Origin of the sequence: Methylobacterium sp. Leaf466, assembly GCF_001425565.1 — a bacterium.
Taxonomy (GTDB): domain Bacteria; phylum Pseudomonadota; class Alphaproteobacteria; order Rhizobiales; family Beijerinckiaceae; genus Methylobacterium.
Map to the genome: position 1 here is coordinate 22,837 of NZ_LMRC01000013.1, position 13,410 is coordinate 36,246.

11 protein-coding genes are annotated in these 13,410 nt (G+C 73.2%); 7 read left to right on the top strand and 4 right to left on the bottom strand.

Going from position 1 to position 13,410, the window contains the following annotated elements; all coding sequences use genetic code 11:
• Positions 1-68: 68 nt before the first annotated feature.
• Positions 69-794 (top strand): Crp/Fnr family transcriptional regulator, encoded by a 726-nt coding sequence (locus tag ASG59_RS08180; protein WP_055881213.1) that lies wholly within the window; start codon positions 69-71, stop codon positions 792-794.
• On the opposite strand, the gene mdoH is transcribed toward ASG59_RS08180, so the two are convergent.
• Positions 773-2,455 carry a glucans biosynthesis glucosyltransferase MdoH gene (gene mdoH / locus ASG59_RS08185; RefSeq protein ID WP_244475672.1) on the bottom strand — a complete coding sequence of 561 codons (1,683 nt, stop codon included), beginning with the start codon at positions 2,453-2,455 and terminating at the stop codon, positions 773-775. The genes ASG59_RS08180 and mdoH overlap by 22 nt on opposite strands.
• Before the next feature lie 186 nt (positions 2,456-2,641).
• Here mdoH and ASG59_RS08190 point away from each other — a divergent pair, with 186 nt between their 5' ends.
• Genes ASG59_RS08190 through ASG59_RS08205 form a run of 4 tightly spaced genes read left to right on the top strand, consistent with a single transcriptional unit; the run spans position 2,642 to position 6,016 of the window.
• Positions 2,642-3,568: a zinc-binding alcohol dehydrogenase gene (locus ASG59_RS08190; RefSeq protein WP_244475673.1), complete on the top strand. Its 927-nt coding sequence runs from the start codon at positions 2,642-2,644 to the stop codon at positions 3,566-3,568.
• A gap of 30 nt (positions 3,569-3,598) precedes the next feature.
• Positions 3,599-4,003: a 6-carboxytetrahydropterin synthase gene (locus ASG59_RS08195; RefSeq protein ID WP_056281543.1), complete on the top strand. Its 405-nt coding sequence runs from the start codon at positions 3,599-3,601 to the stop codon at positions 4,001-4,003.
• Positions 4,000-5,052 (top strand): glycosyltransferase family 4 protein, encoded by a 1,053-nt coding sequence (locus ASG59_RS08200; RefSeq protein WP_056408152.1) that lies wholly within the window; start codon positions 4,000-4,002, stop codon positions 5,050-5,052. The genes ASG59_RS08195 and ASG59_RS08200 overlap by 4 nt, the downstream gene beginning before the upstream one ends.
• 58 nt (positions 5,053-5,110) lie before the next feature.
• Positions 5,111-6,016, top strand: coding sequence for a hypothetical protein (locus ASG59_RS08205; protein WP_056408156.1), 906 nt, complete (start codon positions 5,111-5,113; stop codon positions 6,014-6,016).
• Positions 6,017-6,058: 42 nt separating this feature from the next.
• On the opposite strand, the gene ASG59_RS08210 is transcribed toward ASG59_RS08205, so the two are convergent.
• Complete coding sequence (locus ASG59_RS08210) at positions 6,059-6,637, bottom strand: cytochrome b (protein ID WP_056408159.1); 579 nt, start codon at positions 6,635-6,637, stop codon at positions 6,059-6,061.
• Complete coding sequence (locus ASG59_RS08215; RefSeq protein WP_056281553.1) at positions 6,634-7,335, bottom strand: RibD family protein; 702 nt, start codon at positions 7,333-7,335, stop codon at positions 6,634-6,636. The genes ASG59_RS08210 and ASG59_RS08215 overlap by 4 nt, the downstream gene beginning before the upstream one ends.
• A 142-nt stretch (positions 7,336-7,477) precedes the next feature.
• Here ASG59_RS08215 and ribA point away from each other — a divergent pair, with 142 nt between their 5' ends.
• Positions 7,478-8,590: a GTP cyclohydrolase II RibA gene (gene ribA, locus ASG59_RS08220; protein WP_055880227.1), complete on the top strand. Its 1,113-nt coding sequence runs from the start codon at positions 7,478-7,480 to the stop codon at positions 8,588-8,590.
• A gap of 119 nt (positions 8,591-8,709) precedes the next feature.
• The gene (locus tag ASG59_RS08225; protein ID WP_056408160.1) at positions 8,710-9,819 is read left to right on the top strand and encodes a DUF3616 domain-containing protein; all 1,110 of its coding nucleotides are present in this window, start codon (positions 8,710-8,712) and stop codon (positions 9,817-9,819) included.
• A gap of 96 nt (positions 9,820-9,915) precedes the next feature.
• On the opposite strand, the gene ASG59_RS21415 is transcribed toward ASG59_RS08225, so the two are convergent.
• Positions 9,916-13,239: an autotransporter outer membrane beta-barrel domain-containing protein gene (locus tag ASG59_RS21415; RefSeq protein ID WP_056408163.1), complete on the bottom strand. Its 3,324-nt coding sequence runs from the start codon at positions 13,237-13,239 to the stop codon at positions 9,916-9,918.
• Between the last annotated feature and the right edge of the window lie 171 nt (positions 13,240-13,410).

Genomic DNA, 13,410 nt, shown 5'->3' on the forward strand with positions numbered 1-13,410 from the left:
TCCCTTCTCCTCTGTCGATCGTCTCTACCCAGGGTAGCCTGGCCGAGACAGGACCGCCGCCGGTGACCATGATATCGCCCGAAGACCTCAAGCTCCTGGTCCGCAAGCTCTCGAGCATCGAACACATCTCCGATGAGGAGAAGCGGGCCGTCGAAACCCTGCCCTTCACCAAGCGGCGCCTCGACAGCGGCCACGACATCGTCCGCGAGAAGGACCGGCCGACCCAGTGCTGCCTGATCCTCGACGGGTGGGCCTGCCGCTACAAGATCCTCACCGAGGGCAAGCGGCAGATCATGTCGTTCCACATCCCCGGCGACATCCCCGACCTGCAGAGCCTGCACCTGCGGGTGATGGACCACAACCTCGCCACGGTGACGCCCTGCACGGTGGCCTTCATCCCGCACGAGGCGGTCCTCGACATCACCCGCCGCTTCCCGGGCATCACGGGCGCCCTGTGGCGCGACACCCTCGTCGACGCCTCGATCTTCCGCGAGTGGATGACCGGCCTCGGGCGCCGCTCGGCCAGCGGGCGCATCGCCCACCTGTTCTGCGAGATGTACGTCAAGCTGAACGCCCTCGGGCTGGCGGAGGGCTATCGCTGCGAATGGCCGATCACCCAGGTCGACATCGCCGATGCGCTGGGCCTCTCCAACGTCCACGTCAACCGCGTGCTGCAGGACCTTCGCAGCCAGAAGCTGATCGCCCTGGGCGGACGCACCCTGGTGATCGAGGATTGGCACGGCCTGACCGAGGCGGCGGAATTCGACCCGCTCTATCTCCACTTCGACGACTGAAGATCGGTCTCCCGCGCGATCTCTTCCGGGGTGGCGCAGAGGCCGAGGCGGACCATCGCCCGGCCGACGTCGGGCGAGGCGGTGGCCACCGCGAAGGGAATGCCGAGGAGGTAGCCCAGCGTCAGCGGCAGGCTCCAGACGAAGGCGGCGGGGCCGAGCGCGAGGAGCGCGAGGCCGAGGCCGAGCCCGAAGGCGAGGCAGGGCCACAGGCGGCGCAGGGCCGTCGTCCACCGCACCCCTTGCGCGTCGCGGTTCTGCCGGCCCCAGGCGTGCCGGGGACTGACGAGGCGCTGGCCCATGAACAGCGTGAGCCGGAAGCTGCTCACGGCCAGGAGCACGAAGGAGAACGCCAGTTCCAGGAGGGCACCGGCCGCCACCCGCGCCAGCCCGCCGTGGGCGCGGGTCGCGCGGCGGGACGTGAGCACGTCGAGGTAGCCGGCGAGCTTGGGCGCCATCGAGGCGGCCAGCCACGCCAGGTAGAGCCCCGCGGCCAGGGCCACGGGAAAGCCCTCCTCCACCTGAATCAGCTTGAAGGGCACCAGGACGAGGGCCAGGGTCAGTGCGGGCGCGGTCAGGAACATCATCACCGCCGCGGCGAGCTGGAACCGGCTGACCGGGTGCAGGCCCGGCATCCGCATCAGGCGCAGGTACTGCAGGTTGCCGAAGCACCAGCGAACCTCGCGGTCGACGTGGTCGAACAGCGTCGGCGGGTTGTCCTCGAAGCTGCCGCCCTCCACCGGCAGCACCCGCACCTCGTAGCCGGCCCGGCGCATCAGCACCGCTTCGATCTGGTCGTGGGACAGGATCGGGCCGCCGAAGATCCCATCGGGCAGCACCGGCATGCGGCAGTGGCTGGCGAACGGGCGGATGCGCACCAGGGCGTTGTGCCCCCAGAACGGGCCGCAATCGCCCGTCCACCACGCCGACCCCATCGTGTAGGGGCGCATGCCCTGGCGCATCCCGAACTGGAAGATGCGGGCGAAGGGGCTGGCCGAGGGCGCCCCGACCACGAGGCTCTGGAGGATGCCGATGCCGGGGTACGCCTGCATGATCCGCACGAGGCGCAGGATGCAGGCCCCGTCCATCAGGCTGTCGGCGTCCAGCGGCAGCATCAGGTCGCAGGTCCCGCCGTGGGCGCGGCAGAAATCCTGGAGGTTGCCGGCCTTGAAGCCGGTGTTGTGCGCCCGGCGCCGGTAGGCGATACGGTGACGCTCCGCGAGCGGGCTGCGGGCGCGCCAGTCGGCCACCGCCCGCTCCTCGGCCGCCGCCACCGACGGGTCGTCGCTGTCGCTGAGCACGTGATAGGCGAAGGCCCGGCCCCAGCCGGTGGCGTCGAGGCTGGCCTTGACCCGCTCGAACCGCGCCAGCGCCCGGGCCGGGTCCTCATTGCGCAGGGTCATCACCACGGCGGTGGCGATGCGGATCGGCTCCTGGCCGGTGATCGCGAAGGGGGCGGCCGCCGCGAGGCCCTCCGCACCCCGGCGCATCAGCCAGAGGCCGATCGCCGCGTTCCAGAACCCCAGCACCGTCCAGGGCAGGGAGAGGGCGCAGCAGGCCAGCAGCGCCAGATCGACGAGGCTCCAGCCGCCCGCCCCGAGCACGACCGCCGTCAGCCCGAGGAGGACGAGGCTGCTCGCGAGGTTGAGGGCGAGCACCAGCATGCGGCGCCAGCGCAGGGTTTTGCGGGGTTGTAGGCCCGCGGGCGTCGTGAGAGGAGCGCCACCGTCCGCCTCCGTGCACCGGGGCTGCAAGGAGTCGACGTGAATCATCGGGAGACATCCGGCGCAGCGGTTCGGGAAGCGGAAGGGCTGACGGCGCTCTGGTATACCGCCGTCGGACAAGCCGAGCTGCGACACGAGGTTCCGGCTGCGCCTGAGCCCGGCGCGGTTCCCGTCGAGACCCTGTGGAGCGGCATCAGCCGCGGTACGGAACGCCTCGTCTTCGAGGGACTCGTGCCCGAGACCCTATACGACCGCATGCGTGCCCCGGCCCAGGAGGGGCAGTTCCCCTTCCCCATCAAGTACGGCTACTGCGCCGTCGGGCGGATCGCGGCCCCTGACGCGGCCGGCACCGGCCTCGTCTTCGCGCTGCAGCCGCACCAGGACCGGTTCTTCGCGCAGGCCGCCGACCTGTGCCCGATCCCCGCCGGGGTGCCGCCACGCCGGGCGGTGCTGGCCGCCAACATGGAGACCGCCCTCAACGCGGTCTGGGATTCGGGCGCCGGCCCCGGCGACCGCATCGCCGTCGTCGGCGCCGGCGTGGTCGGCCTGCTCGTGGCCTATCTCGCGGCCGGCATCGTCGGCTGCGAGGTCACGGTGATCGACGTGCTGCCCGAACGGGCCGCCGTCGCCGAACGGCTCGGCGCCGCCTTCGCGCGTCCCGCCGACGCCCGGCCCGGCGAGGCCGACGTGGTGTTCCACGCCAGCGCCAGCCAGGACGGGCTCGCCCTGGCCCTGACGCTCGCCGGCGACGAGGCCCGGGTGGTGGAGCTGAGCTGGTACGGCGCGCGCAGCGTCGCCGCACCGCTGGGCCTCGATTTCCACGTGCGGCGCCTCAGCCTGGTCTCGAGCCAGGTCGGCCGGGTCTCGGCCTCGCGCCGGCCGCGCTGGAGCTACGCCCGCCGGATGCACAAGGCCATGGGCCTCCTGGCCGATCCGCGCCTCGACGCGCTCATCACCGGCGAGGTCGCCTTCGCCGACCTGCCCGAATCCCTGCCGCGCCTGCTGGCCGCCGGCGCGCCGGGCCTCTGCACCGTGGTGCGCTACGCCCTCTGAGCACCGTCACCAACCCCGAGGACACCCTGCATGTACGCCATCGAAGTCCGCGAGCACGTCATGATCGCCCACAGCTTTCGCGGCGACCTGTTCGGGCCGGCCCAGGCGCTCCACGGCGCCACCTTCGTCGTGGACGTCGCCTTCTACCGCACCAGCCTCACCGAGGACGGGGTGGTGGTGGACATCGGCCGGGCCGGCGAGGCGCTCAAGCGCATCCTGGCACCGATCAACTACACGAACCTCGATACGCTGCCGCAGTTCGCCGGCATCAACACCACCACGGAGTTCCTGTGCGGGCACATCCACGGGGCGATGGCGGCGGCGGCGCGGGCCGGCGACCTCGGCCCCGGCGGCGAGGGCGTCGAGCGCCTACGCGTGACCCTGCACGAATCCCACATCGCCCGGGCCTGGTTCGAGGGCCCGGTGGCGCCGTGACCGCGGTCTCCTTCCTCGTCCCCGGGGATCTGGCCACCCCCACCGGCGGCTACGCCTATGCCCGGCGGCTCCTCGCCCATCTGCCGGCGCAGGGGGTGGAGGTCATGGCCGTCTCGCTGCCGGGGTCGTTCCCGCACCCGAGCGAGGCCGACATCGCCCTCACCGCCCAGGTCCTGGCGGCGACGCCGCGCGGCAGCGTGCTGCTCGTCGACGGTCTCGCCTACGGCGCCCTGCCGCCGGCCGTCCTCGCCCTGGCGGGGACGCGCCCGGTCGTGGCCCTCGTCCACCATCCCCTCGGCCTCGAGGCGGGGCTGAGCGCCGAGGCGGCCGCCCGCCTCGTCGCTGTCGAGCGCGCCGCCCTGGCGCTGGCCGCCCGCGTGGTGGTGACGAGCCGCTTCACCCGCGCCCTGCTGGTCTCCGATTTCGGGGTGCCGGCCGCGCGCATCGCGGTGGCCGAGCCCGGCACCGACCCGGCGCCCCGCGCGCCCGGCGGCGGGACGCGAACCGTGCAGCTCCTCGCCATCGGCGCGGTGACCCCGCGCAAGGGCTTCGAGCATCTGGTCGCCGCCCTGGCGGGCCTGGCCGGCCTCGACTGGCACCTCACCATCGCCGGGGCCTGCGACCGGGCGCCCGGGCATGTCGCCGACGTTCGCCGGGCCATCGCCGCCGCCGGGCTGGAGGCGCGGATCACGCTGGCCGGCACGGTCTCGGCGGCCCGCCTCGACGCGCTCTACGCGCAGGCCGACCTCGTGGTCTCGCCCTCCCTGTTCGAGGGCTTCGGCATGGCGCTGGCCGAGGCCCTCGCCCGCGGCCTGCCGGTGGTGGCGTCCACCGGCGGGGCCGCCGCCGAGACAGTGCCGGATGCCGCCGGGCTGAAGGTGGCGCCGGGCGACGTCGCCGCCCTCGCCGACGCCCTCCGGGCGATGATCGCCGATCCCGCCCGGCGCCGGGCGGCGGCGGAGGCCGCCTGGGCCGCCGGCGAGGACCTGACCCGCTGGCCCGACACGGCGGCCATCGTCGCCGCGACCCTGAGGGAGGCCCGAGCCTGATGCGCAACACCGACATCCGGTTTTCCGGACCCATCGTGCGACCCCCGGGAGATCCCGCATGACCGGCTTCAGCAGCGAATGGCTCGCCCTGCGCGAGCCCGCCGACCACGCCGCCCGCGACGCCGGCCTCGTGGCCGACCTGGGGCGGGCGCTGCCAGCCGACCGGGAGATCGGAATCGTCGATCTGGGCTGCGGCACCGGCTCGAACCTGCGCGGGCTCAGTCCTCACCTGGGACCGCGCCAGTCGTGGCGGCTCGTCGACCACGACCCGGCGCTGCTGGCGGCCGCCCGCACCGCCCTCCTCGCCTGGGCCGACCGGGCCGCGACCGACGGCGAGACCCTCGTCCTGGAGAAGGGTGCCGCCCGCCTGCGGGTGACCTTCGCGGCCCTCGACCTCGCCGCCGGGCTCGGGTCAAATCTCGGAGCAGGTCTCGGAGCAGGTCTCGGATCAGGTCTTGGATCCGGTCTTGGCGCAGCCCTCGATCCCGCCCCGGATCTCGTCACGGCCGCGGCCCTGTTCGACCTCGTCTCGGCGGTGTGGGTCGCCGGGTTCGTCGAGGCCGTCGCGCAGACCGGGGCGGTCTTCTACACCGCCCTCAGCTACGACGGCACCGAGACCTGGGCGCCGCCGCACGCGGCCGACGCCGCCGTCCATGCCGCCTTCCTGGCACACCAGGGGATCGACAAGGGTTTCGGGGCGGCCCTGGGGCCGGGCGCCACGGCGGCGCTGGCGCAGGAGTTCGGCCGCCACGGCTACGGCGTCGCCACCGCGCCGAGCCCCTGGGACCTCGGCCCCGGCCACGGCGCCCTGGTCCGCATGCTCAAGGACGGCAAGGCCGCGGCGGTGGCCCAGACCGGCCGCGTCGGTGCGGACGCCCTCGCCGACTGGACCGCCGCCCGCGGCCGCCCGGAGACCACGGCGCGCATCGGCCACGCCGATCTGTTGGCGATCCCGCCCCGGTAGGGCGGTGGCTCGTCCGGCTGGGTCGGGCCGCCGCGCCGGTCCCTACCGGCTCGCCAGCATCCGGCGCAGGGTGCCGTCGCGGCGCACGAGGTGGTGATGCAGGGCGGCCGCCGTGTGGAGGGCGACCAGGGCCACGAGGGCGAAGGCCGCCACGGTGTGGACGCCGAGGATGCGCTCGCCCACCGGCATGCCCCCTGAGATCGGCAGGGTCAGCGGCACCGACCAGAACAGGTTCACGGGGGCGCAGCAGGCCGAGGTGCCGGCCCAGCCGAGCAGCGGCACCAGCACGATCAGCCCGTAGAGGGCGGCGTGCGACACGCCGGCCGCCCGCCTCTGCCAGGTCGGCAGCCCCGCCTCGGCGCCGGGTGCGCCCCGCGACAAGCGAACCAGGACGCGGGCCGCCACCAGGGCCAGGGCCACGAGGCCGAAGGACTTGTGCCACTCGTAGAGCTGGTTCTGCAGCGCCCCCTCGCCGACGTTGGTCATCGCCAGCGCGAGCGGCACCTGGACGAGGATGAGCAGCGCGATGCCCCAGTGCAGCGCCTTCTGGCTCGTGGAATAGGTCGCGGGTCGGGTCGTCTCGGGTCGGGTCGTCTCGGGTCGGGTCGTGGGTGCCGTCATGGGGCGGGTCCTCCTTCGGCGCGGCGGCGCAGGTCGCAGTCGAACAGAACCTCGCCCCCGCCCAGGCGATAGCTCGTGGTCGCCGGCCGCATCGCCTCGTTCAGGGCGACGATGGGCCGAAGGTCGAGGCCGTTGCGGCCCGACCCCATCAGCATCGGCGCCACCATCAGGTGGAGCCGGTCGATCGCGCCCGCGTCGATGAAGGCCGAGACGGTGCGCGCACCGCCCTCGACGAGGATTCGCGCGAACCCGAGTCTCCCGAGGCGGGCGACGATGGCCAGTGGACAGAACGCCGCCTCTGCCTCCATCCGCACGGCCTCGACCCCCGGAGGAACCGCCGCACCCGGCCGGCAGACGACGACCCGGCGCGCGCCGTCCTCCGCCAGGCAGCGGGCCGTGGACGGCATCCGGCCGGAGGGGTCGATCACCACCCGGGCCGGGCTCGCCCCCGCGACGCGGCGCACGGTGAGGAGCGGATCGTCGGCCAGGACGGTGCCGATGCCCACCACCACCGCGTCGACCCGTGCGCGGACCCGGTGGAGATGGTCGAGGGCCGGGCACAGGTTGATGTACTTCGAATCGCCCGAGGGCGTCGCGATGCGCCCGTCCAGCGATTGGCCGAGTTGCGCTAAGACGAAAGGACGCTGCGATGTTCCCGCCGCGAACGGCGCGAAGAGGGTCCATGACGCCGCACCCATGTCATCGGCGTCGGCGCGCAATACATCAGGCGCAGCCGAGGGCGGACGGGACGGATCGCAAACACCGTCCGGACTCGTCACGCTCGCCATCACTCGTGTCCCGTCGTCGTTCGTCGTCGGGCCGTGGAACCAGAGGTCATCGATGCCCACGACGTGCCAGGATGTAGATCGCAGGGACGCTTCCGAACAGGTGGCCGTCGAGCGCGCGATCGCGGAATTGCGCGCCGGCCGTCCGGTCGCCGTCCTCGGGGCGAGGCCCGCCCTCGTCGCCTGCGCCGAAACGGTGGACGCGGCCCTGGCCGCCTTCCTCTCCGGGCTGGATGCGCCGGTGCACCTGGTGCTGCCGGCCCCGCGCCTGCGCCGGCTCGGGCTGCCCGAGCGTGCCGGCGCCGGCATCGTCCACCTCACCGCCGTCGAGCCCGAGCGGATCGCCCGGCTGGCGTTGCGGGTGGATGCCCGCATCGACGCCCCCGTGGCCCCGGCCACCCCCTTCGACGAGAGCGCCCTCGACCTCGCCCGCGCCGCCCTGATGCTGCCCGCCGTGGTGGTGGTGCCGCTCGCGGATGCGGCGGCCGTGCCGGCCCATCTCCTCACCCTCGACGAGGCGGCGATCGCCGCCTACCGCGGTGTCGGCGTGCGCATCGTCAGCCGCGCCCCGGTGCCCCTGGAGGGCGCCCTCGACAGCGAGTTCGTGGTGTTTCGCGGCGGCGACGGCCTGCGCGACCAGGTGGCGATCGTGGTCGGGCGGCCCGACCTGTCCGCGCCGGTGGCGGTGCGGCTGCATTCGGCCTGCCTCACCGGAGACCTGTTCGGCTCGCTCAAGTGCGATTGCGGCGACCAGCTGCGCGGCACCATCCACCGCATGTCCGAGACCGGCGGCGGCATCCTGCTCTATCTCGACCAGGAGGGCCGCGGGAACGGGCTCGCCAACAAGATCCGCGCCTACGACCTCCAGGCCTGCGGCTTCGACACCTACGAGGCCGACGAGGCGCTCGGCTACGGGGTCGACCAGCGCCGCTACGATTTCGCCGCCGCGATGCTGCGCGGCCTCGGGGTGAACCGGGTGCAGGTGGTGAGCAACAACCCCGCCAAGATCGCGGCCCTGGCCGCGGCCGGGCTCGACGTGGTCGGCTCGCAGCGCAGCCTCGGCCGCGTCACCGCGCAGAACCTCACCTACCTCACGGTCAAGCGCGACCGCACCGGCCACGCGCTCGGCCGCGACATCGCCGAGCGCCTGGAGGCCACGGTGACGTGAGGGCCTGGCCCGCCGGTGCCGCTTTCCAGCCCTCGCGCAGGCGGCCATAGGGTCGGGGCCCGCCGCGCGCGTCGAGGCCCGGCCCGGGCCTTCGCGAGCGGCGACGACGGAGACCGGCGATGATCCTGCGACGTGATGCGACCCTCGCCCTGGCGGCGATCGCCTGCATCGCCATCCCCTCCCGGGTGCTGCCGGCCGCGGCCGGCGGCGCGACCTGGGTGCTGCCGGCCGCGGCCGGCAGCGCGACATGGGCGGTCGAGGGCAAGCTGTTCGGGGAGCCGAAGAAGGACAGGGCCAAGCCGGGCCGGGTCGACAAGGACGACGTCAAGAAGTCCACCGACGTGAGCGGCCTCGCCTGCGCCACCACGGCCGGCTTTCCGCGCACCTGCCTGATCGCCGACGACCAGGCCCAGGGCGTGCAGATCGTCATCCTCGAGGACGGCCGGCTCCTGGCCGGCGACTTCATCCGCCTGACCGACGAGACCCATGGCGACAGGGCCCTCGACCTCGATGCGGAGGCCGTCGCCTACGCCGACGGCCTGTTCTACGTCGTCGGCTCGCACGGCCGGCCGCGGCACACCGACGGCGGCCCCGACGACCCGAGCAGCAACGCCAGGGCGGCGGCGTCGCGAAAGCTGTTCCGCCTGCGGATCGACCCGGCCGCGGTCGACGCCAGGGGACGGTTGACGGGACCGGTGGCGGTCACGGCCTCCACCGCCCTGCCCGGCCTCCTGGCCGCGGAGCGGGCGCTCCTGTTCGACCAGCCCCTCAAGAAGGACGGCCTCAACATCGAAGGCGCGGCGGTGAAGGGCGGCCGGCTCTATGCCGGGTTCCGTGGCCCCCTCGTCGGCGGCAGGGCGGCGATCCTGTCCGTGCCCCTCGGCGTCCTGTTCGAGGGCGAAATCGGCAAGGCCGAGGTGACGACCGTCGACCTCGGTGGCGCACGCGGCGTGCGCGACCTCGTCACCTTCGGCGACGGCTTCCTCGTCCTCGCCGGCCCGGTGCAGGACCCGGCCGACGGCAGCGTCGCCGACGGGGATTACGCGGTCACGTGGTGGGACGGGGCGGGACGTACCAAGAGCCTCGGCGCCGTTCCCTCCCTCGGCCCCAAGGTGAAGCCGGAGGCGCTCCTGCCCCTCGGCGAGGCCGACGGCCGGCTGCGGCTCCTGGTCCTGTTCGACGGCCCCGACGAGGGGGGCCCGCGCGTCGTCGAGGTCGACGCCCCCTGACGATCCTGCCCGGCGGGGAGAGGACGAAGGGCGGCAGGACCGATACCGATCCGGCCGCCCCGGTCGCGCGATCCCCCGGGAGGGATCAGCCATGGCCTACCACTGGTAGCGGATGCCGGCCCGGCCGCCGCCGCCGAGCAGGTCCTCGCCGATGCGGTAGTCGGCCCTCAGGAAGCCGGACAGGCCGGTGGTGAGGTTGAGGAAATTGATCGAGGCCTGGATCTCGCCCCGCGCCTTGTTGACGTTGGTGAGGCCCGTGAGGCGGGTGCCGCCGCCGAAGGTGGCGGTGGTGCCGGACTCGGTGAAGACGTTGTAGACGAGGCCGGTGATGCTCGGCTCGACCCGGATGTTGTCCTGCACGAACTCGGTTCCGAGCCGGGCGCCGATGCGGCCGCGGAAGGCGTCGCCGTCCTGCAGCGGCACCGCGTTGGCGGCGAGCACCGGCGTGCGGTCGAACACCGTCGACACGTATTCGAGGCCCGCCGTCGGCTCGATGTAGAGGGCGTTGGGCAGGTCGAACCGGTAGCCGATGTTGCCCAGCACGTTGTAGTTCTGCAGGCCGGTCGACTGGCGCACGCCCGGCGCGGTGATGTCGAGGCCGAGCAGGTCGGTCTTGAACAGCGTGTCGGCGAAGAAGCCGCCCTTCAGGTAGGTGGCGTAGGCGCCCACCGTGCCGCCGTCGTAATCCTGGCGGCCCGCCTGCTGGTTGAGGCGGACGTTGGCGGTGGTGTAGCCGCCCATGACGCCGAGGATCAGGCCGTCGTCCGGCGCGGTGACGCCGCTGATGACCACGTCGGCGCCCGCCAGCAGGCCGCCGGTGGCCTGGCTGTAGCCGAGGTCGCGCCCGAAGTTGGCGCCCCCGAAGGTGAGGGTGCTGAAGCCGGTGCGGCGCTCCATGTCGCCGAAGGCACGCGCCCAGACGGCGGGCTTGATGTTGCTGGGCGGGGCCGGCGCCACGATCCTGGGGGCGATCGGGTCCTTGCTCACCAGGGCCGCGTATTGGCCGAGCGGCGCGTATTGCGTCATCTGCGGCAGGGCCGGGGCCGAGCCGGCGGCGGCGCGCTGGGCGTCGCCGCGGATCTGGGTGACGCGGTCGAGGATGGCGGTGCCGCCCTGGAAGGCGATGCTCTGGGCGGCCAGGACCGCCGTGGTGCCGGATTGGCCCACCGCGCTGGGCACCGTGACGAGGGAGACGGTGCTGCCGCCTTCTGTGCCGAGGGCGCCGGTGAGCAGCGCCACGTCGAGGGCGCCGAAGCTCTGGACGTTGGCGATGCCGAAGGCGCCGGGGCTCACCGCCCCGTTGACCTGCACGAGCACCGGCGAGGTGGTGAAGGCCTGCCCCGGCGTGAGGTTGAGGAGGTTGAGGCCGGTGGTGCCGCCGGCGCTTCCGGTGATCACCAGGCGGTCCGAGGAACTGGTCTGGGTCGAGACGTCGAGGTTCACCCGGCCGTTCTGGCCGACGTAGTTGCCGTTGATGGTGAGGCTGTCGCCGGCCCGGCCGTTCTGCAGGTCGATCGTGCCCGCGTTGGTGAAGGTCGCCGCCGAAACGGCGGAGGCGCCGCTCGCCCGTACCACGCCCGAGGCGTTGGTGAAGCTCGACAGGCCGGCCAGGGTCACGTCCGGACCGAGGTTGACGATGCCGGCGTTGGTGAGGCTGCCGCCGCCGAAGGTGCTGGTGCCGAGCGGGTTGAAGATCCCCGAGGTGTCGTTGCCGAAGCTCGACCCGGCCGAGAGGGCGACGCGGCCGGCGATCGTGCCGGCGTTGACGACCTGCGTCGCGCCGCGGCTGGCCGTGGTGTCGATCGCCAGGGCGGCGTCGACGAGGCCGGAGTTGTAGACGGTCAGGGCACCGACCGCCGGGGGGACCAGCCCCTGGGCGGTGGCGTCGAGGACGGCCGCGTCGATGCCGACCGACGCGGTGACGGTGCCCGCGTTCACGACCGTGACGGCACCGCCGACGGTGCGGGCGTAGATGCCGGCCGTGCCTGCGGGCACGAAGCGCGCGAAGTCGCTCGGCAGCGTCGCCAACTGCGCCGTGTTGACCTGCGTCGGCAGGGTCGCGTCCTGGGTGAGGGTGCCGCGGTTCGTGATCGTGACGGGGCCGAACAGCCCGCCGGCGGCGAGACCGAGCTTGCCGAAGGTCACCTGCCCGGAGTTGGCCACCCCGACGCCCGCGCGGGAACCGGCGGCGATGCCCACCGTCGCACCCTGGATCACCCCGTCGTTCGTCGCCACCGCGTTGCCGCGGGTGGAGCCGGCGGCGATGCCGATGGGCGCCGTGAGGGTGCCGGCGTTGGCGACCTCGACCGAGCCGGTCCCGGCCCGCGCCACGATGGCGGCGGTGCCGGCCTCGATGGTGCCCGCGTTGGCGACGGTGGCCGAGCCGGCGCCGCCCTGGGTCTCGACCCGGATGCCGCTGCCCGCCGCCGATACGATGCGGGCGCTCGAATCGACGGTGACGGCGACGTTGCCGCCCTGCGAACCGCCGGCCGTCGCCGCCATCACCAGCAGCGCGTCCTGCCCGGCCGCGGCGGTGATGGTGGTGTTCTGCAGGACGTTGAGGGTGAGCGCCCCGGTCGGCGTGTAGAAGATGCCGCCGCCGTAGACCCCGCGCGGACCGCAGTTGGCCAGCGTCGTGGTCGAGGCGTTGTCGCCGGCCGAGCAGAGCCGGGCGAACAGGACGCCGCCGTTGCGGACGGGGAACAGGAACTGGCCCGGGGCGCCGCCGTTCGACGCGGTGGCGAGGGCGAAGGGGCTGCCGTCGAGGTAGTAGCCCGGCACCAGCGCGCCCGGCAGCTGGTAGTAGGTGCCGTCGACGCCGGTGCCGGCCGAATAGCCCACGGCCGCGGAGGTGCCGCCCAGGCCGTTGGTGCCGCCCGAGGCGTCGCCGGTCTCGAACTGGATGCTGCGGTAGTTGTAGGTGATGTCGAAATTGCCGGCGCCCGTGTCGGAGCGCTCCGTCAGCACCACCTGGAAGGTGTTGAGCTTGTCGGCCTTCGACGCGAAATAGCCCACGGCCGGCCAGGTCGCACCGAAGGCGGTGCGGCCGGCATAGGTGCCGGTGCCGTAGGCGGTGACGCCGCTGGCGGCATTGGTGGTGTCGATGTCGGCGAAGAACGGCGCGATGATGGGGGCGCCGCGATAATCGGCGTCGAGTCCGGTGGGCGTGTAATCGCTGAGCGGCCGGCCGAAGGTCACGTTGCCGTTGTTGTTGACGTAGATCTGCGTGTAGTTGCCGCCGAAGAAGTTGGCCGTGAAGGGCAGCGTCACCGGACCGCTGGAATTGTCGTCCCCGCGCGGGACCTGGGTCTGGTCGAAGCCCGGCGCGATGCCCTGCGCGGTGGCCTCGGATGCCGTCACCAGCGCCATCGCCAAGGGCAGGACCGCCAGGGATACGCCTGCGAGAAGGCTGGCCCGCAAGGCGCTCCGACGCGAGGCCGATCGGTCGGCGCGTCCGCCCGGTGCGGTAATGGCGTGAGAATGCATCGTCTGGTGCCCTTTGACCTCGCCAAGACTGTACAGCCAGGTATCCGGATTTGGGTGACGAAACGCCTTAACGATTCTAAACCACCTTGAATTTCGAAGGCATGT

What these genes read in the sequence shown, in the direction of transcription:
- ASG59_RS08180 (WP_055881213.1), top strand. Translation starts at nt 69, where the DNA reads ATGATATCGCCCGAAGACCTCAAGCTCCTGGTCCGCAAGCTCTCGAGC.
- mdoH (WP_244475672.1), bottom strand. Translation starts at nt 2,455, where the DNA reads ATGCTGGTGCTCGCCCTCAACCTCGCGAGCAGCCTCGTCCTCCTCGGG.
- ASG59_RS08195 (WP_056281543.1), top strand. Translation starts at nt 3,599, where the DNA reads ATGTACGCCATCGAAGTCCGCGAGCACGTCATGATCGCCCACAGCTTT.
- ASG59_RS08205 (WP_056408156.1), top strand. Translation starts at nt 5,111, where the DNA reads ATGACCGGCTTCAGCAGCGAATGGCTCGCCCTGCGCGAGCCCGCCGAC.
- ASG59_RS08210 (WP_056408159.1), bottom strand. Translation starts at nt 6,637, where the DNA reads ATGACGGCACCCACGACCCGACCCGAGACGACCCGACCCGAGACGACC.
- ASG59_RS08215 (WP_056281553.1), bottom strand. Translation starts at nt 7,335, where the DNA reads ATGGGTGCGGCGTCATGGACCCTCTTCGCGCCGTTCGCGGCGGGAACA.
- ribA (WP_055880227.1), top strand. Translation starts at nt 7,478, where the DNA reads ATGCCCACGACGTGCCAGGATGTAGATCGCAGGGACGCTTCCGAACAG.
- ASG59_RS08225 (WP_056408160.1), top strand. Translation starts at nt 8,710, where the DNA reads ATGATCCTGCGACGTGATGCGACCCTCGCCCTGGCGGCGATCGCCTGC.